At 56.5% G+C, this 27,000-nt stretch carries 24 protein-coding genes; 17 read left to right on the top strand and 7 right to left on the bottom strand.

The window, feature by feature from the left end; genetic code table 11:
• Positions 1-55: 55 nt before the first annotated feature.
• The 3 genes from G5574_RS07720 to pstB are packed head-to-tail and all read left to right on the top strand — an operon-like array spanning position 56 to position 4,563.
• Entirely contained in the window at positions 56-2,152 is a 2,097-nt protein-coding gene (locus tag G5574_RS07720; protein WP_164482406.1) for an ABC transporter permease subunit, read from the top strand.
• Positions 2,149-3,783 (top strand): phosphate ABC transporter permease PstA, encoded by a 1,635-nt coding sequence (gene pstA / locus G5574_RS07715; RefSeq protein WP_164482405.1) that lies wholly within the window; start codon positions 2,149-2,151, stop codon positions 3,781-3,783. The genes G5574_RS07720 and pstA overlap by 4 nt, the downstream gene beginning before the upstream one ends.
• 12 nt (positions 3,784-3,795) lie before the next feature.
• Positions 3,796-4,563, top strand: a complete 768-nt coding sequence (gene pstB, locus G5574_RS07710; protein ID WP_033740860.1) for a phosphate ABC transporter ATP-binding protein PstB — start codon at positions 3,796-3,798, stop codon at positions 4,561-4,563.
• A 28-nt stretch (positions 4,564-4,591) separates the two neighbouring features.
• Here the strand turns inward: pstB and purN are convergent, their stop codons facing one another.
• Together purN and purM are read right to left on the bottom strand one after the other, a co-directional pair.
• Entirely contained in the window at positions 4,592-5,230 is a 639-nt protein-coding gene (gene purN / locus G5574_RS07705; protein ID WP_164482404.1) for a phosphoribosylglycinamide formyltransferase, read from the bottom strand.
• On the bottom strand, positions 5,227-6,267 hold the full coding sequence (gene purM / locus G5574_RS07700; RefSeq protein ID WP_033740857.1) for a phosphoribosylformylglycinamidine cyclo-ligase: 1,041 nt from the start codon (positions 6,265-6,267) through the stop codon (positions 5,227-5,229). The genes purN and purM overlap by 4 nt, the downstream gene beginning before the upstream one ends.
• Positions 6,268-6,485: 218 nt before the next feature.
• Here purM and upp point away from each other — a divergent pair, with 218 nt between their 5' ends.
• From upp to hda, 3 genes are all read left to right on the top strand, one after another.
• A complete protein-coding gene (gene upp / locus G5574_RS07695) occupies positions 6,486-7,112 on the top strand; it encodes a uracil phosphoribosyltransferase (RefSeq protein WP_013026702.1) in 627 nt (208 codons plus the stop codon).
• A 156-nt stretch (positions 7,113-7,268) separates the two neighbouring features.
• Positions 7,269-8,558 (top strand): uracil permease, encoded by a 1,290-nt coding sequence (gene uraA / locus G5574_RS07690; protein WP_006120457.1) that lies wholly within the window; start codon positions 7,269-7,271, stop codon positions 8,556-8,558.
• Between the two features lie 94 nt (positions 8,559-8,652).
• Complete coding sequence (gene hda / locus G5574_RS07685; protein WP_164483217.1) at positions 8,653-9,360, top strand: DnaA inactivator Hda; 708 nt, start codon at positions 8,653-8,655, stop codon at positions 9,358-9,360.
• Here the strand turns inward: hda and arsC are convergent.
• Both arsC and bepA read right to left on the bottom strand, forming a co-directional pair.
• Positions 9,357-9,704, bottom strand: coding sequence for an arsenate reductase (glutaredoxin) (arsC, locus tag G5574_RS07680; RefSeq protein WP_006120455.1), 348 nt, complete (start codon positions 9,702-9,704; stop codon positions 9,357-9,359). The two genes, hda and arsC, sit on opposite strands and share 4 nt — an antisense overlap.
• Positions 9,705-9,709: 5 nt before the next feature.
• Positions 9,710-11,173, bottom strand: coding sequence for a beta-barrel assembly-enhancing protease (gene bepA, locus G5574_RS07675; protein ID WP_033740854.1), 1,464 nt, complete (start codon positions 11,171-11,173; stop codon positions 9,710-9,712).
• Positions 11,174-11,918: 745 nt separating this feature from the next.
• Here bepA and G5574_RS07670 point away from each other — a divergent pair.
• From G5574_RS07670 to G5574_RS07635, 8 genes are all read left to right on the top strand, one after another.
• Positions 11,919-12,524 carry a DsrE family protein gene (locus G5574_RS07670; protein WP_164483216.1) on the top strand — a complete coding sequence of 202 codons (606 nt, stop codon included), beginning with the start codon at positions 11,919-11,921 and terminating at the stop codon, positions 12,522-12,524.
• A 124-nt stretch (positions 12,525-12,648) separates the two neighbouring features.
• Complete coding sequence (locus tag G5574_RS07665; protein WP_164482403.1) at positions 12,649-13,674, top strand: substrate-binding domain-containing protein; 1,026 nt, start codon at positions 12,649-12,651, stop codon at positions 13,672-13,674.
• Positions 13,658-14,680 (top strand): ABC transporter substrate-binding protein, encoded by a 1,023-nt coding sequence (locus G5574_RS07660; protein ID WP_039339928.1) that lies wholly within the window; start codon positions 13,658-13,660, stop codon positions 14,678-14,680. The genes G5574_RS07665 and G5574_RS07660 overlap by 17 nt, the downstream gene beginning before the upstream one ends.
• A complete protein-coding gene (locus tag G5574_RS07655; protein WP_033740851.1) occupies positions 14,680-15,561 on the top strand; it encodes an ABC transporter permease in 882 nt (293 codons plus the stop codon). Before G5574_RS07660 ends, G5574_RS07655 begins: the two co-directional genes overlap by 1 nt.
• Positions 15,558-16,373, top strand: a complete 816-nt coding sequence (locus G5574_RS07650) for an ABC transporter permease (protein ID WP_039339924.1) — start codon at positions 15,558-15,560, stop codon at positions 16,371-16,373. Before G5574_RS07655 ends, G5574_RS07650 begins: the two co-directional genes overlap by 4 nt.
• Positions 16,370-17,356, top strand: a complete 987-nt coding sequence (locus G5574_RS07645) for an ABC transporter ATP-binding protein (protein ID WP_033740849.1) — start codon at positions 16,370-16,372, stop codon at positions 17,354-17,356. Before G5574_RS07650 ends, G5574_RS07645 begins: the two co-directional genes overlap by 4 nt.
• Positions 17,357-17,367: 11 nt before the next feature.
• Positions 17,368-18,198: a phosphodiesterase gene (locus tag G5574_RS07640; RefSeq protein ID WP_054687314.1), complete on the top strand. Its 831-nt coding sequence runs from the start codon at positions 17,368-17,370 to the stop codon at positions 18,196-18,198.
• Between the two features lie 154 nt (positions 18,199-18,352).
• Positions 18,353-19,918: a sensor domain-containing diguanylate cyclase gene (locus G5574_RS07635; RefSeq protein ID WP_164482402.1), complete on the top strand. Its 1,566-nt coding sequence runs from the start codon at positions 18,353-18,355 to the stop codon at positions 19,916-19,918.
• A 67-nt stretch (positions 19,919-19,985) separates the two neighbouring features.
• Here the strand turns inward: G5574_RS07635 and G5574_RS07630 are convergent, their stop codons facing one another.
• Positions 19,986-20,807: a helix-turn-helix domain-containing protein gene (locus G5574_RS07630; protein ID WP_039339919.1), complete on the bottom strand. Its 822-nt coding sequence runs from the start codon at positions 20,805-20,807 to the stop codon at positions 19,986-19,988.
• 248 nt (positions 20,808-21,055) lie between these two features.
• On the opposite strand from G5574_RS07630, the gene G5574_RS07625 reads away from it, so the two are divergent.
• The 3 genes from G5574_RS07625 (at position 21,056) to G5574_RS07615 (ending at position 25,690) form a co-directional block, all read left to right on the top strand.
• A complete protein-coding gene (locus tag G5574_RS07625) occupies positions 21,056-22,456 on the top strand; it encodes an MFS transporter (protein ID WP_164482401.1) in 1,401 nt (466 codons plus the stop codon).
• Positions 22,457-22,466: 10 nt separating this feature from the next.
• Positions 22,467-24,422, top strand: a complete 1,956-nt coding sequence (locus G5574_RS07620) for a glycoside hydrolase family 127 protein (RefSeq protein WP_164483215.1) — start codon at positions 22,467-22,469, stop codon at positions 24,420-24,422.
• A gap of 197 nt (positions 24,423-24,619) precedes the next feature.
• On the top strand, positions 24,620-25,690 hold the full coding sequence (locus G5574_RS07615) for an AI-2E family transporter (protein WP_006120437.1): 1,071 nt from the start codon (positions 24,620-24,622) through the stop codon (positions 25,688-25,690).
• Between the two features lie 37 nt (positions 25,691-25,727).
• Here G5574_RS07615 and bcp read toward each other — a convergent pair whose 3' ends face one another.
• Complete coding sequence (gene bcp / locus G5574_RS07610) at positions 25,728-26,195, bottom strand: thioredoxin-dependent thiol peroxidase (RefSeq protein WP_006120436.1); 468 nt, start codon at positions 26,193-26,195, stop codon at positions 25,728-25,730.
• Between the two features lie 144 nt (positions 26,196-26,339).
• Positions 26,340-26,954, bottom strand: a complete 615-nt coding sequence (locus tag G5574_RS07605; protein WP_369974380.1) for a glycine cleavage system transcriptional repressor — start codon at positions 26,952-26,954, stop codon at positions 26,340-26,342.
• Positions 26,955-27,000 lie beyond the last annotated feature (46 nt).

Below are 27,000 nucleotides of genomic sequence, written 5' to 3'. Positions count from 1 at the left end.
ATCAAGCCGCTACGGGCAACATAGCGACTCATTTTCGCCGCATAATCAGGGCCGCATGAGCGTAAACCATATTCCCGTCCAGTTTAGCGATCGCCGACGTCGTGCTATTGACCGTTATACGCGGCGCCTCGTCACGTGCTGCGGGGTCGCTATTCTGTTACTGATGATGCTGCTGTTCTTTTGGTTGCTCTGGGTGGTCCTGCCGTTGTTTAGCGCACCGGGTGTGCACAGTCTCAGTCATCAGCGGCTCTGGGATGCATCGCCCGCACTGGCCATTGGTAATAAAGGCAGCGTTGGCTGGCGTATCAGTCGTGATGGCAAGGCACGATTTATACCGCTGAATGGCCAACCGCCTGAGCCCGCGCTGATGCTGACGCCCGCGCCGCAACAGGTGGTAACGAGCGCCGATGGCAATATGGTGCTGCTCAACGCACAGGGCAGTTTAACCCTGTTGCAGCCGGTGATAAGCAAAGGCGAAAGCGAGTGGCATTTTCCGTTGGGCGATAGCGGCTTTCGTCTGCCCCAGGGCGACGTAAAAGAAATGGCTGTCGCCACACTTCGTCCCGATCAATGGCGGATTGCAGCGCTCACTGACGCGGGCGTCAGTCTGTTAACGCTGGAAACTAACCGCCAGGCTGCGCTCATCCAACTGCCGGGTCTGCAGCCTGCGCATCTGGTGCTTTCGCCTAAAGGCGACCTGCTGTACACCACCGAAGGCCGCCTGCTACGGGTCTGGCAAATCGATGACGGGCGGGCCTGGCTGCGGGAAACGCAGATGCTGCCGGAAGCGCCCCAACATATGCAGTTACTGGCCGGAGGCCAAACGCTGCTAATTCAGGACAGTCACGGTATTACGCAATGGTTTTCCATTGCTGGCGATAACGGCCTGCGCCTGCACGCCATCCGCACGTTCGCACACAGCGCCGGACAGGGTCTGATCGTCAGTGAGGCGCAGCGCCGGGTTTTCGCTACCTTTGATCAAACCGGCCTGCTTAAGGTCTTTGCCAGCAAACAGGATGGGCCCATTCTGCAACACCAGTTAGCACCCGGCATCCTGCAGGCGCAGTTTTCGCCGCAGGGTGACAGCCTGTTGCTGGAGCGATCGTCAGGTTGGGAAACCCTTAAACTGACCAATCCCTGGCCGGATGTGACCTGGCGTAACTTCTGGCAAAAAATCTGGTATGAAAACTATCCCAAAGCCGACTGGGTCTGGCAGTCCACCAATGCCGGAGACAGCTATCAGGCGAAGTTCAGTTTAATTCCGATGGTGGTGGGCACGCTGAAAGCGGCCAGTATGGCGCTGCTTTTTGCCACGCCGCTTGCCCTGGCTGCTGCGATGTACACCGCCTGGTTTATGGCACCGGGTTTACGTCGTTGGGTGAAGCCTGCGATAGAGATGATGGGGGCGCTGCCCAGTGTGGTGATTGGGCTGATTGCCGGATTATGGTTAGCGCCCCATGTCGGTCAGGCATTAACAGGAATTCTGTTGCTGCCTGTCACGCTGGCGGGCAGTCTGCTTGGCTGCGGTATTCTGGCCCGCCGCTTACCGGCCCGCTGGCGGCAGCCGGGCCATGAGGTTATCCTGCTGCTGCCCGTGCTGCTTATTGTCGCGGCGTTAACGCTCTGGCTACCCACGCTTATCGTGCCGGATGCCGGTGACTGGCTGCCGCATTACGCGCAGCGTAATCTGCTGATAGCGGCGCTGGCGATGGGGTTTGCGCTGGTGCCGATGATTTTTACGCTGGCGGAAGATGCGCTGTTCAGCGTTCCGGCGTCGCTGGGGCAGGGCTCACTGGCGCTGGGCGCCACGCCGTGGCAAACGCTGACGCGGGTCGTGCTGCCGGGAGCGTCGGCCGGCATTTTTGCCGCGCTGATGATTGGTTTCGGACGGGCCGTAGGCGAAACCATGATTCTCTTAATGGCCACCGGGAACACGCCGCAAACTGAAGGCGGCCTGTTCAGTGGCCTGCGCACGCTGTCAGCCAATATCGCGATTGAAATGCCTGAGGCGGCCGTTGGCAGCGCACATTACCGGATTCTGTTTTTAAGTGCGCTGGTGCTGCTGGTCTTCACGTTGATGATCAATACGGTTGCCGAGCTTATCCGCCAGCGTCTGCGCCTGCGTTTTAGCCAGTATAAGGAGCAGGCATGAAGTCGATACGACAAAACGATCGCTGGCGTTGGCTTACGGCGGGTGCCGTGACGGTCTGTTTACTGGCCTTTACCCTGTTGATCGCGCTGCTGGGATGGCAGGGGCTGCGCGCGTTCTGGCCCCATCGCGTCGATCTCTATCAGTTCACACTGCCTGATGGCAGCAAAACCCGTGTACTGGGCGAAACGCTTGAGCGGCAATCGCATTATCCGGCGCCTGCCGCCGCGTCAGACGGCAAACCGGGCGACGTACATCGCTATCTGATTAAGACAGGCAACCGGGACTGGGCCGCGCCTGACTTTCGGGCGGTGCTGAGTCAGCAGGCACCGATTGTCAGCCAGCCGGACGACGTGATGGTGCTGCAGCGCCGCAGTCAGGGGAATGCCTATGGCTGGTTTGTCGGCCTGCGGGAAGAGAATGATGTTCTTACGGCAAAAGACATTATGGCGCTTCTGCAACAGCGCCTTGAACAGGTAAAGCTTATCGAGCAGCAGGCCAGCGAGATGCGTCGGGTCGATATTGCCCGGTTGAATGAACAACTGGACCAGTTGGACGATCAGGCTGAGCATCAGCGCGCGGCAAAGCAGTTCGATTTGCAGGCGCAGTCAGAATACGAGGCCAACCAGGCGGCGCTGCAACGCCGCCTTCTTCAGCTCAATGACAGGCTGAACAGTCTGCAAGCGGAAAGCCAGCGTGATGCGCTGATTCTGCGCGATGTGAACGGCACTGATCACCGCATTCCTCTGTCGCAGATTGTGGAAGCCTGGCAACCTAACGCGATGAGCCTGATGCAAAAAATGGGGCATTTCTGCCAGCAGGTGTGGCGCTTTATTAGCGATTCGCCTGCCGAAGGGGAAAGCGAGTTTGGCGTGTTTCCGGCGATATTTGGCACGGTGCTCATGGTGCTGCTGATGTCTGTGGTTGTGATGCCGCTGGGCGTTATCGCGGCGCTGTGGCTACATGAATATGCGGAACGCAACGCGTTGACCCGTCTGGTACGCATCGCCGTGGTCAACCTGGCGGGCGTGCCCTCGATTGTTTATGGCGTATTTGGGCTGGGCTTTTTTGTCTGGCTGGTGGGCGGCACGGTGGACCAGCTGTTTTACAGCAGCACCTTGCCCGCCCCGACATTTGGTACGCCCGGTTTGCTGTGGGCGTCGCTGACACTGGCCCTGCTGACCTTGCCGGTGGTGATTGTCGCGACGGAAGAAGGGCTTTCCCGCATTCCCGACAGTCTTCGGCAGGGCTCGCTGGCGCTGGGGGCGACCCAGGCCGAAACGCTCTGGAACGTGGTATTGCCTATGGCCGTTCCGGCCATGTTAACCGGCCTGATTCTGGCCGTGGCACGTGCCGCAGGCGAGACCGCGCCTCTGATGCTGGTGGGCGTGGTTAAAATGGTGCCGGAACTGCCGGTAGATGCGGTGTTCCCTTACCTGCACCTCGACAGAAAATTTATGCATCTGGGCTTTCAGATCTACGATCTCGCCTTTCAGAGCCCTAATACCGAAGCCGACCGGCCGCTGGTTTTCGCCACGGCGCTGCTTCTGGTGCTCATTATTCTGTTGCTGAACCTGTTAGCTATGGGCCTGCGTCACCGCCTGCGTGAACGCTATCGCCTGATGACTCAATAACTGACGATGACTATGATGCCCGAAACTGATATTGCGCTAACCGTTGATCATCTGTCGCTCTGGTACGGTGAGCGCCAGGTGCTTCAGGATGTCTCGCTGCAATTGCCCAAAAATCGCATCACCGCATTGATTGGCCCGTCCGGCTGCGGCAAATCAACGCTGCTGCGCTGCTTTAATCGTATGAACGACGTGATTGATCGCTGCCGCATCGAAGGGGACATTCTGCTGGATCAGCAGTCGATTATGCGACCTGCTCAGGATGTCTCTGCGCTGCGTCGCCGGGTCGGGATGGTGTTTCAGCGGCCCAATCCGTTCCCCAAATCGGTTTACGAAAATGTGGTGTACGGACTGCGGCTGCAAGGGGTGCGCGATAAGCGCGTACTGAATGAAGCCTGCGAACGGGCACTCCGGGCGGCGGCGCTGTGGGGTGAGGTGAAAGATCAGCTGGCACAGAATGCGCTGACGCTTTCCACGGGGCAGCAACAAAGGCTGGTTATCGCCCGCGCTATCGCGATTGAGCCGGACGTCCTGTTACTTGATGAGCCAACATCCGCGCTGGACCCGATTTCTACCCTGGTGATCGAAGAACTGATGAGCACGCTCAGGCAGCATTTCACGCTGGTGCTGGTCACCCACAACATGCAGCAGGCTTCACGCGTGTCGGATTACACAGCCTTTATGCATCAGGGATCGCTGGTGGAGTTTGACACCACAGACAGGATTTTCACCACACCACAGGTGCGCCGGACAGAAGATTACATCACCGGGCGTTACGGTTGAAAGGGCAGGGAGCCTGGCTCCCTGAGCATTAATCGTGGGCGTAGCCCTGAGCGGGTAAGGGATGACCATCCAGCCAGGCTTTTCCCTCACGCATGGTCAGTCGGCCTTCGGTAAACCAGTTAATTACCAGTGGGTAGATGGCATGTTCCTGATGCTGCACGCGTTCGGTAATCTCGGCCTCGCTGTCTTCAGCAAACACCGGCACCTTGGCCTGCAAAATGACCGGGCCACCATCCAGTTCATCGGTCACGAAGTGCACGGATGTACCGTGCTCCTTATCGCCGTTTTCCAGCGCCTGGCGGTGCGTATGCAGACCGGGATATTTCGGCAGCAGCGACGGATGAATGTTCAGCAGACGGTCAGAGTAATGCGCCACGAAGCCCGGACTCAGAATGCGCATATAACCCGCCAGCACCACCAGATCCGGTGCATACGCATCGATCTCAAGCATCAGTTGCCGATCAAAACTGTCGCGATCGTTAAAGTCACGTGCATCCAGCGCTTTTGCCGGGATCCCGGCCTCCTGCGCGCGAACTAAACCATAGGCGGAGGCTTTGTTACTGAACACGGCAGCGACGCTGCCGTGAATACGCCCGTTTGCACAGGCGTCGAGGATGGACTGAAGGTTACTTCCGTTACCCGAAATCAGTACAACCAGCTTTTTCATGAATGAATAACCACACGCTCTTCCGAGTCTGAGGCGTTAATCACACCAATTTTCCAGGCGTTTTCCCCGGCAGCACGCATCAGGTCAACGGCCTTATCCGCGTCAGCCGGGCTCAGCGCGATGATCATGCCCACGCCGCAGTTGAAGGTGCGATACATCTCATGACGACTGACATTGCCCGCCTGCTGCATCCAGCCGAACACGGCAGGCCACTGCCAGCTTTTCTCGTCAATCACCGCCTGAGTATTGTCGGGCAGGACACGCGGAATGTTTTCCCAGAAACCGCCACCGGTGAGGTGAGCAATCGCGTGCACATCCACCTGCTCAATCAGGCTGAGGATGTTTTTGACGTATATGCGCGTCGGCGCCAGTAAGTGATCGGCCAGCGGTTTGCCTTCCAGTTGCTCAACCAACGGATCGGTGCCGCTGACTTCCAGAATCTTACGCACCAGGGAATAGCCATTTGAGTGCGGGCCGCTTGAGCCCAGGGCGATCAGCACATCACCGTCCTGAACCTTGCTACCGTCAATGATTTCTGACTTTTCAACCACACCGACGCAAAAGCCCGCGACATCGTAATCTTCGCCATGATACATGCCCGGCATTTCAGCGGTTTCGCCGCCCACCAGCGCACAGCCTGACTGCAGACAACCTTCGGCGATACCGGTGATGACCGCCGATGCGGTGTCCACATCCAGCTTGCCGGTCGCGTAGTAATCCAGGAAGAAGAGAGGCTCCGCGCCCTGTACCACCAGGTCGTTAACACACATAGCAACCAGATCGATACCAATGGCATCGTGACGTTTGAGATCCATCGCCAGACGCAGCTTGGTGCCCACGCCATCGGTGCCGGAGACCAGCACAGGCTCACGGTATTTTTGCGGCAGCGCACAAAGCGCACCGAAGCCGCCTAGTCCACCCATGACTTCCGGGCGACGCGTCTTTTTCACTACGCCTTTAATACGGTCAACCAGAGCGTTACCAGCATCAATATCAACACCGGCGTCTTTGTAGCTGAGAGAGGTCTTATCGGTCACTGCGAGGTCCCCACGCGAGTTGCGGTTGGTGGTTTAATATAAAGCGCGGCAATTCTATCAGCGCAGGCAAACGTTTGCGAGTCTCAGATTGCGTCCCCGACAATTTTCATCAATCCTTATTTTATGCGGTGGATTGCGCAAGCACATGTGGCGCGATGTTAAAAAGGCGGTATAATCCCGCGATTTTTTTTAGCTCAACTCACTCCGGGAGAACAACAATGAAGATCGTGGAAGTTAAACACCCGCTGGTCAAACATAAACTGGGACTGATGCGTGAGCATGATATCAGTACGAAGCGTTTCCGTGAGCTGGCCTCTGAAGTGGGCAGTCTGCTGACCTATGAAGCCACGGCCGATCTGGAAACCGAAAAGGTCACCATTGAGGGCTGGAATGGCCCGGTTCAGGTTGATCAAATTAAAGGCAAAAAAATCACCGTTGTGCCCATCCTGCGTGCCGGTCTGGGCATGATGGAAGGCGTACTGGAGCACGTGCCCAGCGCGCGCATCAGCGTGGTAGGCGTGTACCGTGACGAAGAAACGCTGGAGCCTGTACCTTATTTCCAGAAGCTGGTGTCCAACATTGAAGAGCGCCTGGCGCTGGTGGTCGATCCGATGCTGGCGACGGGCGGCTCCATGATCGCCACTATCGATCTCCTGAAAAAAGCCGGCTGCAGCAGCATTAAAGTGCTGGTGCTGGTCGCTGCGCCAGAAGGCATTGCCGCACTGGAGAAAGCGCACCCGGACGTGGAGCTGTACACCGCCTCCGTGGACCAGGGCCTGAACGACAAGGGCTACATCATTCCGGGCCTGGGTGACGCGGGCGATAAGATTTTCGGCACCAAATAGTGACCTGTTCAGGCGGCTTCATGCAGCACCTTGCTGTCAGCCTGCAGGCGCAGGCCGAGCCGCTTTTTTTCGCAACAGCCAATAACCTTCATCAGCCGACCAGAGAGTCGGCTTTTTTTTGACCAAAAACAGACTATCAACTCAAGGGGACTTTTAATGACTCGTCGCGCTATCGGCGTTAGCGAACGGCCGCCATTACTGCAAACGATTCCGCTCAGCCTGCAACATCTGTTCGCCATGTTCGGCGCAACGGTGCTGGTACCCATCCTCTTTCATATCAACCCGGCTACGGTACTGCTGTTTAACGGTGTCGGGACGCTGCTGTATCTGTTTATCTGTAAAGGCAAGATCCCCGCTTATCTGGGATCCAGTTTTGCCTTTATTTCACCTGTTTTACTCCTGCTGCCGCTGGGTTACGAAGTGGCGCTGGGGGGATTTATTCTCTGCGGCGTGCTGTTCTGTCTGGTCGCGTTGATCGTCAAAAAAGCCGGTACCGGCTGGCTGGATGTGATGTTTCCGCCTGCAGCAATGGGCGCTATTGTGGCGGTCATTGGTCTGGAGCTGGCGGGCGTCGCAGCAAACATGGCGGGCCTGCTCCCTGCTGAAGGTCATGCGCCTGACGGGACAACCGTGCTGATTTCGCTGGTCACCCTGGCCGTCACCGTTTTTGGCTCGGTGTTATTTCGTGGCTTTATGGCCATTATCCCGATTTTGATCGGCGTGCTGGTGGGCTACGCGCTTTCCGCTTTTATGGGCATTGTGGACTGGCGCGGCGTGGAAAATGCGCCGTGGTTTGCATTACCGACGTTTTATACGCCGCGTTTTGAATGGGTGGCGATGTTAACGATCCTGCCCGCCGCGCTGGTGGTGATCGCCGAACACGTGGGCCACCTGGTGGTCACGGCCAATATTGTTAAGCGTGATCTGGTCCGTGATCCCGGCCTGCATCGTTCCATGTTCGCCAACGGTTTATCGACCGTCATCTCGGGTTTCTTTGGATCCACGCCAAACACCACCTATGGTGAAAACATTGGCGTAATGGCCATTACCCGCGTTTACAGCACCTGGGTGATTGGCGGCGCGGCCATTTTCGCGATTTTGCTCTCCTGCGTGGGCAAACTGGCAGCGGCTATACAGGCGATCCCGGTGCCGGTCATGGGTGGCGTCTCCTTGCTGCTGTACGGCGTCATCGGTGCCTCCGGTATTCGTGTCCTGATCGAATCCAAAGTGGACTACAACAAAGCGCAAAACCTGATTCTGACCTCCGTGATCCTGATCATTGGCGTCAGCGGCGCGAAAGTGCACATCGGTGCCGCCGAGCTGAAAGGGATGGCGCTGGCGACGCTGGTTGGCGTTGCGCTGGCGTTGATTTTCCGCGTCATTTCCCTGCTGCGCCCGGAAGAAGTGGTGCTTGATGCAGAAGAGACACGCGACACATCGTCATGATGAAGGCCTGAAGACGCGGGCAGGGACGCCCGATTCATCTCTTCGCAAAAACTATGATAGACTGCCCCCGATTTTTGCCTGTTCGCTTGCTGAGGTGCTTCTGAACACGCCGGCACAATTGTCATTGCCACTCTATCTACCTGACAACGAAACCTTTGCCAGCTTCTGGCCGGGGGAAAACCCCTCGCTGATCGCTGCGATAAAGGGGGCGCTAAGCCAACAACATGGCAGCTATCTCTACTTCTGGTCGCGCGAAGGAGGAGGGCGCAGCCATCTGCTGCACGCTGCCTGCGCTGAAATGTCCGCGCGTGGTGAAGCCGTGGGCTATGTACCGCTGGATAAGCGCACCTGGTTTGTTCCAGAGGTGCTGGACGGCATGGAACAACTGCCGCTGGTTTGCATCGACAATATCGAATGCATCGCGGGAGAAGAAGCCTGGGAAATGGCGATTTTTAATCTCTATAACCGCATCCTGGAAACCGGCAATACCCGGCTCTTTATTACCGGCGATCGCCCACCGCGTCAGCTGAATCTGCATTTACCCGATCTGGCATCACGGCTCGACTGGGGGCAAATCTACCGTCTGCAGCCGCTCTCCGATGAAGATAAGTTACAGGCTTTACAGCTTCGCGCCGGACTGCGTGGGTTCGAACTGCCTGAAGACGTCGGCCGGTTTTTACTGAAGCGGCTGGATCGGGAGATGCGCACGCTGTTTGATACGCTGGATCGTCTGGATATCGCCTCTATCAGTGCGCAACGCAAACTGACGATCCCGTTTGTTAAAGAAACGCTTGGACTTTAAAGAATCGCCAGTACCGCCTCGGGCGGACGGCCTAAGCGGGCCCGATCGCCATTGATCACAATGGGCCGCTCAATCAGAATGGGATTTTCCACCATCGCGTCCAGCAAAGCGCTTTCGCTTAACGCTGCCTGATCCAGCGCCAGGGCGGTATAGGTCGGTTCGTTGCGGCGCATCAACTGACGCGCGCTCTCCATGCCCAGTTTCTGCAGCAGAATCTGCAACGTCGCTTTGTCGGGCGGCGTCTCCAGATAGCGCACAATCACCGGCTGGATGCCTCGCTGCTCCAGCAGTGCCAGGGTTTCCCGACTCTTACTGCAACGGGGATTATGATAAAGCGTCACCATACTGCTTATCCTTTCTGATATTGCTTAAAGCGTTGCTGCAACTGGCGCAACTGATCGATGCGCGCATCATAACGCGCCTGTTTCAGGCTCCCCAGCGGCACCTGGGCACTGGCCTGGCTCAGGGCACTGATGGCCTGAGCGATCTGACCATTTAAGGCCAGGCTTTCGGCACGGGCAAACAGCTCTTCGTCGGTATGGCCCTGCTGTGCTGAAGCCTGAGCCAGCAAATCCCATCCGTTGGTGTCATCTTTGTGTGTCCATGTATAGCGGTTCAGAATGCGGCTGGCATTGGCGGGTTGCTTCGCTTCAACATAAGCGTTCGCCAGGTTGAGCTGAACGACCGGGCTGGTTTTAGCCGCCTGCGTCGCGGTCAACAGTGCAATGGCCTGCTGTGGCTGATTCAGGCCGATATCAATATCCGTCATCAGATCAAGCAGCCAGACGTTTTCAGGCTGCTTAGCCAAAAGTGGCGTCACAATCCTTTTGGCTTCGCCATAGTTTTTGGCCTGCAAAAACTGCACCGCCTTGCCGTACCGGGAAGCCAGCTGCTCGCGTGCATTACCGTTGGCATACTGGTTCAGTAACTCATCGGTCAGTTGATTACGGCCGGTCGGATACATGCCCAACGTGCGCACCTTTGCCAGATAAAAGTCCTGAGAAGACTGGACTACCACCGCGCGCATCTGGTTTGCCCGGTTGCGCGCATCGGCGAGACGGCTGTCTGGTAAGGGGTGAGTCAGCAGGATTTCAGGCGGTTTGGAAGAAAACCGGCTCTGATCGGCCAGTTTTTGCAGAAAGTCCGGCATGGCCTGCGGGTTAAAGCCCGCGCGCTGCAAAACCTGAATACCAATGCGGTCGGCTTCCTGTTCGTTATTCTGCGTAAAACTGATGATGCCCTGCTGAGTACCCGCCAGTGTACCGGTTAAGGCGGCCATGCCCGCCTGTGGGCTGGCCATCGCCAGCAGGATCGAGCCCAAAGCCCCTACCCAGGTCAGCGGGGCATTGCGCTTTTGATCTTCCATCGCCCGCGCCAGATGGCGCTGCGTCACGTGGGAGATCTCATGCGCCATCACCGAGGCCAGCTGGCTTTCAGTATCGGTGAAGCGGAATAGCGCGGCGTGCAACACCACATTGCCACCAAAAAACGCAAAGGCGTTAAGTTCATCATTTTGAATCAGGAAAAAGTGGAAAGGCGTTTTAACCGCGTCCGCGTGAGAAACCAGCCGTTGACCGAGCTGATTGATGTACTGATTTAGCAGGGGATCGTTAATCAGCGGGGCGCTGGCACGTAGTTGCCGCACATAGAAATCCCCCATCTGCAACTCCTGATTAATCGACAGCGTAGAGCCTGCGGTCGTGCCCATATCCGGCAGGGAGTCGCTGATATCCGCCTGCGAGGTCAGCGGACAGGATAACGTGAGTGCAGGGAGTAGCGCAGCAATCAGCGTTTTTTTTAACCGGTTCAACATGCCTGAATCCTGTAATGAATCCCTGAATGGGACAGGTAAGCCGCTAATATGTTCTGTTTTACCCACGAATAGCGAGGCGTTCTGCGTATCTTAACCACAGGGCATGAAGAATGAAATGACGTTATCGCGCCCACTGCGCGGCAGGATTGTGATAATGCTTCAAACCTGACGAAAAAATTTGACGGTGCAATGATCTGCAAAGCGCCTGAATAACAGCCTGTCCGGATGAAAATGGCCGACAACGTTGGCATAAACGCAAGGGCCGAATACAAAGATACACGCGGACTGACATGCGGGCCGGGTAGCCACACGGCGGACGCGCTGAAAAGCAACAAAAAAACTGAACGTACTGGCCATTTTCCCAGGTATTCTCTGAAAAAAAGGCCCTGTACCCCAACGATTATCAGAAAGGTAAATTAAAAATATTGATGGTGAAAATGCCTTTATTGCCGACAGGCTATTTATGGCTGGCAAGGAAGCGCCAGGAAATCGCGTTATCCTCTCACGAACCGTGACACGCTTTATGAACCACCTTAAATAAGAAAGAAAAAACACGGTCGATAAAAAATACTTTTTATCACGCTCCGTTTTTATTTTATGGCCGTCCCGACAAAATGCTATTAAGAATTTCAGCTGCTCTCCGCGTTGTACCACTGTGATATAGATAAGCCGCCGTCATCTTCAGGAGCCGCCGACGTTGCGGTAGCACGGTATACATCAGATTTAAACAGCAGGAGAGTGAGTGATGCGACCAGCAGCCTTTATTGTGGTAGCGGCGGTAGCGGGATTTATTGGCGGGAATGTTATGCAGTTGCCAGTATTAGTCGACAAGGTCAGCGGTAAAGTTGCCAGTAAAACAGAACCCAGTGATTACTGGAGCACTCCGGCCATTCAGGGCTATGGAAAAATACATTATGTGGATACACCCGCGTATAAACCCGGCACGGTAGCGGATCTCAGTAATAAAATTGTTTTTCAAATTAATCGCAGTGAAGGCGATATTCGTCGGCCTAATCTGGGGCTGGAGCGCGTGGCACGCGTCACGAATCTCTATTACGCCGCAGGTGTACCGTTAGATAAACTGAATTTCGTCGTGTCAATTAACAGTGATGCCGTTCCCGCCGCACTGAATAATGAACAGTTTCATAAAGCATACGGGGTGGATAATCCTAACCTCCAGTTAATTAGCGCACTGGAAAAGGCGGGCGTGAAAGTGTCCATTTGCGATCAGTCAGTGGCGTTTCACCATTTCGAGCGTGACTGGATTGATACGCGCGTCACCCACACGATCTCCAGCGGCACCACCGTTGCCACGCTGCAAAACCAGGGTTATGCCTTTTTGATGCTGTAAGTCTCGCGATGGCGGTGCGCGCCGCTGTCACCTTAACGTCATCTTTCCGCGATGTGCATGTCATAAAACGCCTTTAGTGTAAGCGCCAATGAGATCGATCTCATTGGCGACTGACGAGGGTGAAATGAGTGACTTAATTCGTGTGGCAGAACGGGCTGGGGTTTCGCGCGCCACCGCCGCACGTGCCTTTTCCGATCCCCATCTGCTTAAACCTGGCACGCTGAAAAAGGTGCTGGATGCCTCGGAAGCACTGGGTTTTCGCCCCAACCATATTGCGCGCCAGCTCCGTACGCAGAGTTCGACCACTCTGGGCGTACTGCTGCCATCACTCAGTAACCCGGTGTTTGCGTTACAGCTTCAGGCAATGGAGCACCAGGCCCGGCTGGCGGGTTATGGCCTGCTGGTCGCGACAACGGATTATCAGCCAGAACGTGAGGCGTCGATCGTTGAACACATGCTGCGTCAGCGCGTAGCAGGGATGGTCCTGACCGTGTCAGATGCTGACAGCAGCGCCGTATTACCCACCCTGGCTGAAGCCCGCATGCCTTTCGTTCTGGCGCATAACATGCCGCAGAACACCGCCTGGCGCAGCGTCTGTGTGGATAACCGCCGGGCAATGGCAGAAGCCACTGCGCACCTGATCGCGCTGGGCCATCGGCATATTGTCATGGCGGCAGGGCCGATGTTGCAGTCTGACCGTGCACGTCAGCGCTACCTCGGCTATTGCGATGCGATGCAGCAGGCAGGCTTTACGCCCAGCGCGCTGGTTGATATGCCCAGCCACATTCACGCCCTGTTCGATCCTTTTTTACCGTTGATGACGGGCAGCGATCCGCTGACCGCCGTAATTTGCAGTAACGACCTCCTGGCCATCAGCCTGATGGGGGCGGCCGCGCGTGCAGGCATTAACGTACCGCAACAGCTGTCTGTTATGGGCTTCGATGGTATTGCTATCGGTGAACAGCTTTCGCCTTCACTGGCCAGCGTGGTGCAGCCCAGCGAGCAGTTGGGTGCCTGCGCCATCGATATGCTTCTCGATTCGTCTGCTGAGGCTTCGCGCTTACTGGACCACCACCTGCGTTCAGGCGAGAGCATCGCGGCAATTTTTCATTCTTCAACATCAGGAAAACATCATGTCTACACACAATAAAATTGCGCTGTTTGCCAGCGCGGCGTTGCTTACCGCCTGTGCATTATCCAGCCCGCTGGCGCAGGCCGAGGAGAATGCGATTTGCTACAACTGCCCACCGGAATGGGCGGACTGGGCGACACAGCTCCAGGCGATCAAAAAAGACACCGGTATTGTCGTGCCGCAGGATAATAAAAACTCCGGCCAGGCCCTGGCGCAGCTCGTCGCCGAAAAAAATAACCCCGTCGCCGATGTGGTGTATTACGGTGTCAGTTTTGGGATTCAGGCGGCACAGGCAGGCGTGGTGACCGACTACAAACCCGCCAACTGGGATCAGGTTCCGGCAGGGATGAAAGACCCGCAGGGTAAGTGGGTCGCGCTGCACTCTGGCACCATGGGGTTTATGGTTAACGTCGATGCCCTGGGCGGCGCGCCGGTGCCGACGTCCTGGGACGACCTGCTGAAGCCAGAATACAAAGGCATGGTGGGTTATCTGGATCCCGCCAGTGCGTTTGTCGGCTATGTCGCCGCCGTGGCGGTGAACCAGGCGAAAGGGGGCACGATGCAGGATTTTACCCCCGCGCTGACGTGGTTCAAAAAGCTGCAGGCCAACAAGCCGATTGTGCCTAAACAAACCGCCTATGCCCGCCTTATCTCTGGCGAAATCCCGATTTTGCTGGATTACGACTTCAATGCCTATCGCGCGAAGTATAAAGATCACGCCAACGTCGTCTTTGTCATTCCTCAGGAAGGCACGGTGACGGTGCCTTACGTCATCAGTCTGGTAAAAAACGCCCCGCATGCTGCCAATGGCAAGAAAGTGATGGACTACGTGCTGTCGGATAAAGGGCAGGCGATTTGGGCTAACGCCTATCTGCGCCCGGTGCGGCCTTCTGCGATGTCCGCAGAGGCTAAAAAGCGCTTCCTGCCCGACAGCGATTACGCGCGCGCCCATACTGTTGACTACCAGCAGATGGCTGATGCACAGAAAGCCTTCTCTGCCCGTTATTTGAGTGAGATTCGGTAATGGCCTTGTCGAATGCCCGCAGCGGTTTACCGGTGGCCTCGCGCCACCGGTCTCGCCGACGTGAGCAGGGGGCCAACTGGCCATGGATGCTGCTGCCGGCCTTACTGTTTTTTGCCGCCTTCTGGCTGTTGCCTTTTGCCCGTTTATTACAGATGGGCATGACGCCGGATCGCAGCACCCGGCACAGTGGTTACTGGACAGTGATTACCCAGCCCCAGTATCTGCAAAGCCTGTTTAACACCGTCCTGTTGTCGCTGGCGGTCACACTGGTCACGCTCGCGATTGCCAGCGTGGTGGGCTGTTTTCTGGCTCGCCAGCGCTTCGCCGGGCGCGGCACCTTACTGGCGTTGCTCACGTTCCCCCTGGCGTTCCCCGGCGTGGTGGTCGGGTTTTTAGTGGTGATGCTGGCGGGACGGCAGGGCGTGCTGGCGCAGATCAGTATGCAACTGGTTCATGAACGCTGGACGCTGGCCTACTCGCTTACGGGGCTGTTTATTGGCTATCTCTACTTTTCACTGCCCCGCGCCATTGTCACGCTGGTCGCCGCCAGTGAAAAACTGGATCGTTCGCTGGAGGAGGCCGCCCGCTCATTGGGCGCCAGCCAGTGGCGCATTATTTGTGACGTGATTGTACCGGGTCTGAAACCGGCACTGCTCTCCAGCGGTGCGCTGTGTTTTGCCACCAGTATGGGCGCATTCGGCACCGCCTTTACGCTGGGCACCGACCTGAGCGTACTGCCACTCACGATTTACGGCGAGTTTACTAACTATGCTAACTTCGCCACGGCGGCGGCGCTGTCGGTGGTCATGGGCGCGGTGGCCTGGCTGGGATTGATGCTGGCACGTGTACTGACCCAATCCCGGGAGGAGAAGACCTCATGAAACGGCGTGGACTGTTCTGGCTGCAAATCGCGATCACGACGCTGACCGCCCTGTTCATGATTGTGCCGGTGGTGTTATCCATGCTGGCGGGCGTCACGCAAAACGACTTTGTCGGCCTGCGTAGCGGGCTGACGTTGAAGTGGGTTGAACAGGTGTGGGACATGTACAGCGACACGTTTTGGCTGTCGCTGATGATCGCGGTGAGCTGTTTGCTTGTCACGATGGTTGTCGGCGTGCCCGCCGCCTGGGGATTACTCAAGTCGCCATCGCGCTGGTCGTCACGTATTGAAGAGTGCCTGATGCTGCCCGTGGCGCTACCGGGCCTGGCGACGGCGCTGGGGATTATCCTGCTGTACGGCCAGTTTTCCGGCCTGCGCGACAGTTGGGTTTTTATCCTGATTGGCCATGTGCTGTTTACGCTGCCGTTTATGATCCGCCCGGTTCTGGCCGTGATGCAGGCTATCCAGTTGCCCCGACTGGAAGAGGCAGCCGCCAGCCTGGGGGCAGGCTTCTGGCAGCGTTTTTTCACCGTGGTGGTTCCCAACTGCCGTAACGGCATTCTTGCCGGGGCTTTTATGGTGACGACGCTGTCGGTTGGCGAATTCAATATTACCTGGATGTTACATACACCGCTGACCAAAACGCTGCCTGTGGGCCTGGCCGACAGCTATGCCTCCATGCGGCTGGAAGTCGGCTCGGCGTACACCTTGATCTTCATTTTAATGATTTTACCCCTGCTGCTGATGCTTAACGCCTGTAATCACTGGCTTGAACGTCAGTCACGTCAGCCACTCAGCGAGGAAAAGGCATGAATAACGATGCTGTTAACGTTACGTTGCGCGGCTGCGCGCGCCGTTTTGCGCATCACCAGGCGCTGCATCCTCTGGATCTCAGCGTGCACGCTGGCGAAACCCTGGTGCTGCTGGGGCCATCGGGCTGTGGCAAAACCACGACGTTGCGCATTATCAGTGGCCTGGAGCGTACCGATGCGCCGGGTGAAGTCTGGTTTGACGATCGCAACGTGACCGATTTGCCGATTGAAAAACGTAACGTCGGGATGGTGTTCCAAAACTATGCGCTGTTTCCCAATCTCAACGTGGCGCAAAACGTGGCCTACGGCCTGAAAGTGCAGGGCATCCCGCGTGCCGAACGCGAGGCACGAGTCCAGGAGATGCTGGAACTGGTCGATCTGACTGCACTGGCCCAGCGCCATATCGATAAACTCTCTGGTGGTCAGAAGCAGCGCGTTGCGCTGGCAAGGGCCCTGGCGGCCCGGCCTAAAGTGTTGCTCTTTGATGAGCCGCTGGCGGCGCTGGACGCCAAACTGCGCGAACGCCTGCGCGCAGACATCGGCGATCTGCTGAAAAAGCTGGCGATTACCGCCGTCTATGTGACGCACGATCAGCAGGAAGCCATGGCACTGGGCGACCGTATTGCGGTCATGGAGCAGGGCCGCCTGGTCCAGATTGCGACGCCGCAGGCCATTTATCAGCGTCCGGCTTCGCGCTTTGTGGCGGACTTCGTGGGCGCGATTAACTGCATTGAAACCGATGAGCAGGGGCAGCCGGTGAGATTCTGTCGTCCAGAGGATGTCCTGCTGGCAGAAGCGGGGCGCTATGCCCGACACGGCTGTATCGTCGCCAGCACCTTTCTCGGTGCCTCTCAACGCCTGCAGATCGATATTGGCCTGGATAAGCCCATCCAGGTCGAGCGTCACGCGCGCGAAAACTGGCATGCCGGGCAGCGTATCAGCTGGTCACTGGCCGGGCAGGCAGCGCTGGAATTTACCGCTTAAGGAGTGAAAGAGTGTCCGCTAATCCTACGCTGATCGCACAGATCAGTGACTTACATATTAAAGCGCAGGGGCGTTTGTCTTATAAGAAAGTCGATACGCACACGGCGTTACTGCGGGCCATCGCCACGCTGAATGCACTGCAACCGCGTCCTGACGTGGTCGTGATTACCGGTGACCTGGTGGATTTCGGCACCGCCGCAGAGTACCAGACGCTGCGCCAGGCGCTGGAGGGGCTGGAACGGCCCTTTTACCTGATGGCAGGTAATCATGACGACCGCCAGGCCCTGCGGGCCGCGTTTCCCGATCACACTTATCTGCAACAGGGCCCGACGCTCAACTGGCGGCTTATCGTCAGGGACGTCCAGCTACTGGCGCTGGACTCCAGCGTGCCGCACCAGCCATGGGGTGAACTTGATGATCGGCAGCTTCGCTGGCTGGATGACGCACTCACTGCGTCACCAGACATGCCCACATTGGTGATGCTGCACCATCCGCCGTTTGTCTGCGGTATTGATCATATGGACCGCCAGCGATTACGTCAGCCCGAAGCTCTGGCGGCGATTATTGCCCGCCATCCCCAGGTTGAACGGGTGCTGTGTGGGCATGTACATCGGGCTGTTCAGACGCGGTTTGCCGGCACGCTGGCCTGTATTGCGCCCGGCGTTTCTCACCAGGTTGCGCTGGATCTGCAACCGGATGGCCCGGCCAATTTTGTGCTGGAACCGGCGGGGTTTTTGCTGCATCGCTGGCAACGAGAGCAGGGCATGACCACCCACCAGTGCGCAATCGGCGACTACGACGGCCCCTGGCCCTTCTATGACGAAAACGGTTTAATCGATTAAATGCGCGTCAGGGCGATTTTTTGAACTGTACTGTGCTTAAGCCTGCTCAAAATGTCCTACAGCGTGTAGACTTACAGGCTGTAGAACCGCGATATGATAAAAACAACAGAGCCAGGCACAGCACAATGAATTTTCGCACTGTGGCGTCAACGCCATGTTAATGAATTTCCGTCCAAGAGCTGACTTACGCACGCTTATTGCGCTGCTGGTCATCATCAGCATCGTTATCACCCTGGCCAATAATTTATATGCCACATGGCGCGTGCAGCGCATGGTGCTGATCGACAGTACGCTGGAAGCCAACCGCGCCTACGCGGCTAAGCTGGCCTCGACCAGTGAGGTTTTTTTTCGTCTGGCGCAGTCACAGTTGCACTTTAGTGCCAATGTACTGGGAAAGGATTTCGATAACGAAGAACTGTTAAAAACGGAAGTGAATCGCCTGCGCGAGCAGACGGACAGTTTTAACTCGGTGGCCGTCGTGGATGAAAACGGTACGGTGCGGGCCATCTCGCCGGAGTCGCTGACCCTGACCGGCATGCATCTGACCAGTGATGCGTCACGTGAAGCGCTGCAAACCCGGCAGCCCATGATCAGCAAGCCCACGGTTTCCGCCGCCAATAACCTGCTTATCTTTGTCTCATGGCCCATCTGGAACAGTCAGGGACGCTATCTCGGTTATGTCGGCGGCACCATTTACCTGAAAAAGAAAAGCATTCTGAATGCCCTGCTGGGTGAACAGTTTTACCGGGACGGCACCAGCGTCTTTGTGCTCGACAGCAATAATCAGGTGCTCTATCACCAGAACCGGCAACTGGTTGGCAAAACCATACCGCCGCTGTTGAGCGACCGTGAACGGCAGGAAAAAGACAACGGTTCATTGGTGTTAACGGAAACCGACAAACCCACCCGGCTGGCGGGCTATGCCATCGTTCCGACCACGGGCTGGATGGTCGTGGCGCTAAAACCGGTAGACGCGACGCTGCAACCGCTGTCGGGTCTGATACTTAAAGTCCTGAAACACTCGGTTCCCTTCGCGCTTCTGACCTTGCTGGTGGCGGTGATTCTGGCCCGGATGATCGCTATGCCGCTCTGGCAACTGGCCCGCAAAGCCAGCAAGATTGATGGTCAGAGCGCCACCAACGATATCGGCGGCATTCATGCCTGGTATTTTGAGGCGGCGCAGGTGAAACGTGCCCTGCTGACCGGTATCGGGCTGGTGCAGGATAAGATTGGCCGTCTGAGTTCTGAGGCACAAACCGATCCGCTGACTCAGCTCCTCAACCGACGTGGCCTGAATGCCGTGCTCGATTATTTCCAGACGCTGCAACAGCCTTTTGCCGTGCTGGCACTGGATATCGATCATTTCAAAAACGTTAACGATAACTGGGGCCATGACGTCGGCGACCGGGTGATCCAGCAGGTGGCCAGAACGCTCCAGCAAAGCGCCAGAAAGCAGGATATTGTCAGCCGTAACGGCGGGGAAGAGTTCCTGATGCTGTTACCGGATACCAGTCTGGCCGACGCCGAGGCCATCGCTGAGCGCATACGTCTGAGCATCGCAGGCGAGGCGGTGGAAAATGTCGGCAATATCACGCTCTCAATTGGCGTGGCCGAATGGAGTGCACGCCGCGTGCCGCTGGAAACCAGTCTGAAGCGTGCCGACGATGCGCTCTATCAGGCCAAAAACGCAGGACGTAACTGCACTGTCGTCGCGAAATAGCGCGAAAGCGGCGCACCCTTTTCATCGTCTGAAGGCAGAAACGATGCCCGATGCAGCAGGGCTGCGCTCAGGAATTGATATGTTCCCGGCAGTAGCGTCGCTTCCAGCTGGCGGGCGTTAAGCCCGTTAGCTTGCGAAAAATCTGGCGAAAGTATCCGACATCATTAAAGCCACACTGACGCGCCACATCGGTTAACGAGAGGGAATCCCCGGTCAGCAATTTTTCTGCCATGACGATACGCTGGCGGTGAATGGCTTCCGTCAGCGTTAAGCGGAAAACGCGCCGGTAAACCCGCCCAAGGTAATCTGCATTACAGTGCAGCGTTTTCGCCAGACCCGAGGTGGACAGGGGCAAATGATACTGCGTGCGAATCAGCTGATTCGCCTTCCAGGCCAGATCGGCACCGGGGCTGTCAACGGTGTTCTCTTGCATGGCCGGGACGGTAAGCTGCTGCAGGATAAGCAGTAAAATACACTCCAGCGCCACGCTACGGTGAATATTCTGCTGTTCACTGAGAAACTGCCGGAACAGGGCAATGACATAAGCCGGATCGCCTACGCGCGTATGTTGAGGAAGGTGCAGCAGGCTCTGGTGTAACGTTGTCTGCGGTACAGGATGTTTCAACCAGTCGAAATGCAGCCAGTAAAATTTCAGATCAGGCGGAAATACGCCTTCTCCCACATGCCAGTGCCCGGGCCTGAGCAGTAAACTTTCTCCCGCCGTCACGCGAAACAGCACGTCGTCCTCACGGATAGTGAGTTGCCCACGCTCAACGAAAATAATTTCCCAGGAGGTCAGTCTGCGCGCCGGATGTGACCCTGTCCCGCGCGAAATAAACAGACCGCCGTTTTGCACCCGAACCGGAAACGCGATGGATAAGTCGAACATCATGATGCCTTTTCCCGCTGCTGATAGCGTTTTTTAGACTCTTCTCCCTGATTATTAACTAAAAATAGCCGCCATGTCTGATCAAGCTCACAGTTTAACGCTCAGGTCGGAATCCTCCCTTTTTTATACTTTTTCGTTCTCTTGTGGGTTAGCCGATTCCTGACAGAATACATCGGGTAAGGCGCCAAAACACCGATAAGCCCGTTATAAAGCGGGCAACCCTCTCTGTCCTGCATGAGGAAGACTTTATGACGTCTACGACACTTGAACAGAACACACTGGCGCAGTCGAACACACAGCAGATACTGTCCCTGCGTGAAAAAATCGGCTACGGACTGGGTGACGCCGGTGGCACCGTCATTACCTGCCTGATAACGAATTTTCTAACCTTTTTCTATACCGATGTGTTTGGCTTAACGCCAGCGCTGGTCGGTACGCTGTTTATGGTGCTGCGCATTTTTGATGCGATATCGGATCCGGTGATGGGCGTGATAGCGGACCGCACGCATAGCCGGTGGGGCCGCTTTCGTCCCTGGCAACTGTGGATAGCCCTGCCTGTCGGAATTATTGGCACGCTGACTTTCACCGCGCCTGCGCTTAGCATGGACATGAAACTGGTCTGGGCCTTTGCAACCTACCTGCTGCTCTCACTCAGCTATACCGCCATCAATGTGCCCTATTGCGCGCTGATTAACACCATGACGACGCGCCACTCGGAAGTGTTGTCCTGTCAGTCCTGGCGCTTTGTATTGTGTGGTGTGGCTGGCTTTCTGGTCTCAGTAGGGCTGCCGTGGCTGGTCGCTGAACTGGGAAAAGGAAACGCGGTGCTCGGCTATCGCGCAGGGGTCGGGATCCTGTGCGGACTGGCAGTGGTGATGTTTCTGTGCTGTTTCTTTTGGGTGCGGGAGCGCGTACCGCTGGATACGTTGGGCAAGTTCACCCTGCGGGAACATCTGGCCGGGTTACGCAAAAACGATCAGTTGTTACTGATGCTGCTGATGTCCTTTTTGCTGATTAACGTCTTCAACATCCGCGGCGGCGGCTATATGTACTTCATTACCTATGTCCTTCAGGGAAGCACGGCCTATACCTCCCTGTTTTTTACCATGGTGACCTTAGCCTCCATTTTGGGCTCGTTCATCGTGAATCCGCTTTCCAGACGCATTGATACCGTCCGGCTTTACTTCTGGACCAATATCGTGCTGGCGGTGGTGGCGCTGTGCATGTGGTTTCTGCCGGTTGGGCCGGCGTGGCAGAGTCTCTGGCTGGTGGTCATTCTGAGTAATGGTGTCATTCTTGGGTTTACCCTGCCGCTGCACTTCGCCCTGATGGCCTTTGCCGATGACTATGGCGAGTGGAAAAACGGCGTCCGGTCATCGGGGATGAATTTCGCCTTTAACCTGTTCTTTATCAAGCTGGCATGGGCATCCAGTGCCGTCATCATCAGCCTGCTGTTTATTGCGGTGGCCTATAAACCGGGCACAGGCAATCAAACCCCGGCTTCGCTGCATGCGATTACCGCCATGGAAACGCTGTTACCGGCCCTCTTTCACCTGCTGCTGGCCTTTGCCGTCCGTGCCTGCAAGCTGACTAACCCGATGATGACGCAGATTTCGCATGACCTGCGTATTCGCCATGTCCAGTCTTAAGGAGAGCATGATGTCTGTAAATGAAGTCGATCTGCATAAGCTCCAGATTCACGATCCGTTTCTTGGTCAGTATCAGCATCTGGTGCGGGACGTGGTGATCCCTTATCAATGGGCCGCGCTTAACGATCGTATTGACGACGCCGAACCGAGCCATGCCATAGCTAATTTCCGCATTGCGGCGGGCCAGCAGACGGGCGAATTCTATGGGATGGTGTTCCAGGACAGCGACGTGGCAAAGTGGCTGGAAGCCGTGGCCTGGTCACTGTGCCAGAAGCCGGATGCTGAGCTGGAGAAGACCGCCGATGAGGTCATAGAGCTGGTCGCGGCGGCGCAATGTGAGGATGGCTATCTCAACACCTACTTTACGGTAAAAGCCCCGCAGGATCGCTGGACGAATCTGGCCGAGTGTCATGAGCTCTACTGCGCCGGACATATGATTGAGGCGGGCGTAGCGTTTTTTCAGGCCACCGGCAAACGACGACTGCTGGCGGTGGTGTGCAAACTCGCCGATCACATCGACAGCGTGTTTGGCCCCAGCGAGCAGCAGCTGCACGGTTATCCTGGTCACCCGGAGATCGAACTGGCGCTGATGCGGCTGTATGACGTGACCCAGGAGCCGCGCTACATGGCGCTGGCCGACTATTTTGTCACGCAGCGGGGAACGCAGCCGCACTTCTATGATGATGAGTACCAGAAGCGTGGTCAGACGTCGTACTGGCACACCTATGGGCCCGCGTGGATGATCAAGGACAAGGCTTACAGCCAGGCGCACCAACCTCTTGCGGAACAGCAGCACGCGGTGGGGCACGCCGTGCGCTTTGTCTATCTGATGACCGGTGTCGCGCACCTCGCACGGCTGAGCCAGGATGAATCGAAACGACAGGACTGTCTGCGTCTGTGGCACAACATGGCGCAGCGACAGCTCTATATTACCGGCGGCATCGGTTCGCAGAGCAGCGGTGAAGCGTTCAGTAGCGATTACGACTTACCGAACGATACGGTTTATGCCGAAAGCTGTGCCTCGATTGGGCTGATGATGTTTGCCCGTCGCATGCTGGAAATGGAGGCGGACAGCCAGTACGCCGATGTCATGGAGCGCGCCCTGTATAACACAGTACTGGGTGGTATGGCGCTGGACGGAAAACATTTCTTTTACGTCAATCCGCTGGAAGTCCATCCGAAAAGCCTGCCTTTTAATCATATTTACGATCATGTGAAACCGGTTCGTCAGCGCTGGTTCGGCTGTGCCTGCTGCCCACCCAATATCGCCCGTTTGCTGACCTCTCTCGGCCACTATATTTATACGCCGCGCGAGGATGCGCTGTTTATCAATCTCTATATTGGTAACCGGGTCGAGATCCCGGTTGGCAATCAAACGTTGGGCCTGCGGATCAGCGGTAATCTTCCCTGGCAGGAAACCGTCACGATCACCATCGATTCCACCCAGCCTGTGAACCATACGCTGGCCTTGCGCCTGCCCGACTGGTGTGCGTCGCCGCAGATAACCTGTAACGGGACGGAAGTGAACGAGGCGGCGCGCAAAGGTTACCTGTATCTGACCCGTCACTGGCAGGAAGGCGATACGGTAACGTTAACCCTGCCCATGCCGGTGCGCCGGGTTTACGGCAATCCGCTGGTGCGCCATGTGGCGGGCAAGGTGGCCGTTCAGCGCGGGCCCTTGATCTATTGCCTGGAACAGGCGGATAACGGCGAGCAGTTACATAATCTGTGGCTGCCTGCGTCGGCGACATTCCGTACCTTTGCAGGGAAGGGGGTCTTTGCGCACAAGGTGCTGATTCAGGCGGAAGGGATCAGAAAAGCGGTGCGTGAACCTGAGCAACAGCTGCTGTGGCATTACGATCAGGCACCTGCGCTGGCGCAACCCCAGACCTTAACCTTTATTCCCTGGTTCTGTTGGGCCAATCGCGGAGAAGGGGAGATGCGTATCTGGGTGAATGAGGCATAACGGCGTCATCTCTGCCAGCAGCCGGGCCCGGTGCCCGGTCTGAATTGCCGCAGGCGCGATCTGATTCGTAGCGTCTGCGGTGTTCAACGATCTGCCGCCAGCGGCGAGGATTTTTCGTCAGCGCGGTTTTCGCGCCTTTTCAGCCCCCAAATATCCGGTACAATCGTGGCCCCTTATGACGTCATGGACCCAACGGCATGCTGGCTTTATTGATTCAATGGTACAAACGCCGTTTTAGCGACCCACAGGCGATTGGCCTGCTGGTGATTCTGCTGGCGGGATTTTGCATTCTGTTCTTCCTGAGTGGCCTGCTGGCACCGTTGCTGGTGGCCGTGGTTCTTGCTTATCTGCTTGAGTGGCCAACCGTGCGCCTGCAACGTATTGGCTGCACGCGCAGCTGGGCCACCAGCATTGTGTTGGTGCTGTTTGCCGGCATCCTGCTGGTGTTAGTGCTGATCGTCGCGCCTGTGGCGTGGCAGCAGGGCATTAACCTGACGCGGGATCTGCCTAACATGCTCAACAAGCTCTATCTCTACGCGGCCGGTTTGCCCCGACGTTTCCCGGCGCTGGTCGATGCCGGCATTATTGATGTGATTGTCGAGAACCTGCGTGGTCGTCTGAGCGGCGTGGGTGACTCACTGGTGAAATACTCACTGGCCTCGCTGGTCGGGTTGATGACGCTGATGATTTATCTGGTGCTGGTGCCCCTGATGGTGTTCTTTCTGCTGAAAGACAAAGACCAGATGCTGAACGCCGTGCGACGTGTTCTGCCGCGAAACCGTGGTCTGGCCGCCGAGGTGTGGCAGGAAATGAATCAGCAAATCACCAACTATATTCGTGGCAAGGTGCTGGAGATGATCGTCGTCGGCATCGCCAGCTGGCTGGCGTTTCTGTATCTCGGTCTCAACTACTCTCTGCTGCTGGCGGTGCTGGTGGGCATATCGGTCCTGATTCCCTATATTGGGGCCATGCTGGTAACGATACCGGTCATTGGCGTCGCCCTGTTTCAGTGGGGGCTGGGCACGGAATTCTGGACATTGCTGACCGTCTACCTGGTCATCCAGGCGCTGGACGGCAATGTGTTAGTTCCGGTGTTGTTCTCCGAAGCGGTTAATTTGCATCCGCTGGTGATTATATTATCCGTGGTGATCTTTGGTGGGTTATGGGGCTTCTGGGGCGTATTTTTTGCGATTCCGCTCGCCACGCTGGTGAAGGCGGTGGTGCATGCCTGGCCGGATGCCACGCTTGACGAAACGCTGAGTCGGTAAACAATCAGGGCGCGGTTTTCACCGCGCCCTGAGAGGCTCATGCAGACTTAAGATAGTCCATCACGATGTCGTGGTGATTGGACGTTTTGAAATCGTCGAACACTTTTTCAATCTTGCCGTTGGCATCGACCAGGAAACTGATGCGGTGGATGCCGTCGTAGGTTTTACCCATAAAGGTTTTTTCACCCCAGACGCCAAACTGCTGGCATACCTGGTGATCTTCGTCCGACAGCAGCGTGAAGTTAAGCAGCTCTTTTTCTGCAAAACGTGACAGCTTTTCCGGTTTATCCGTACTGATTCCCAGGACTTCAACGCCCGCCTTTTTTAGCTCATCCATGTTGTCACGCAGACCACATGCCTGAACGGTACAGCCTGGCGTCATGGCTTTAGGGTAAAAGTAGACCAGAACGCGCTGACCCTGGAAGTCGGCTAAATTCACTTGTTCGCCATCCTGATCGGGCAAGCTAAATTTCGGTGCGGTATCACCGGCTTTCAGTGGATTCATCACATCTCTCCATTTTTTCGGTTCATGCTGTGGTTAATACACCATGAGGCGAGAAACAGCCAAATGGAAAATTATCAATTTCAGACGGTTTCCTCACCTGACCGTACTTTTAACGTAGCAGAACAGTCTGCGAGGCGCTCGTCTTTACCTGCCGGGTACAACCAGTTCGTGGGTGTCCGCATCGCTCAGACTGTAAAGCCGTAACGAACCCTGTGCATTCAGTTCCTGACATAACGCATTAAACGCCAGTTCAAATGCCGGGCCGTCGCTGCGCGTCGGGCTGTGTGCCGTCATCTGAATATAGAGTGTGGCGGGCTTGCCGTGTTGAGCAGGCTGAATACGTGAAACCAGTTCCGCAATGTTCATCTGGTGCTTATCGGTGAGATCCGTAAAGCGCTCAATGATATGCGGTGAGTCAGCCACCTCGACCTGGATAAAGGCCGTGTCGGGCATCGGTGGGCGTGCGGTAGCGTGCGTACGCTTCATCACGATCAGCAGTTCCAGCTCTGCGCCTTTGAGCGGGAGCGTGGACTCAATCAGCGTGATCGCGTTCCAGCTGCCGGACAGCAGCATAATGAACGTGAATTCATCCCCAAGCATGGCAAGGCGACTGTCTTCGATGTTGCAACCGCAACTGCTGACGTGGCGAGTAATCGTATTAACGATACCCGGACGGTCAACACCCAGAGCGGTGATCACCAAGTGATGGGGTTGAGATTGCGACAAAATAGGATTCCCTGTGCATTTGCTAATAACCATAAGGTAAACATAAAAAAAACTGCTGACAAGCGCGGGAATAGCGGAG

Source organism: Pantoea stewartii, assembly GCF_011044475.1.
Lineage (GTDB): Bacteria > Pseudomonadota > Gammaproteobacteria > Enterobacterales > Enterobacteriaceae > Pantoea > Pantoea stewartii.
Note: the sequence above shows the minus strand (reverse complement) of the source record. Positions and strands in the feature narration are given on the sequence as shown.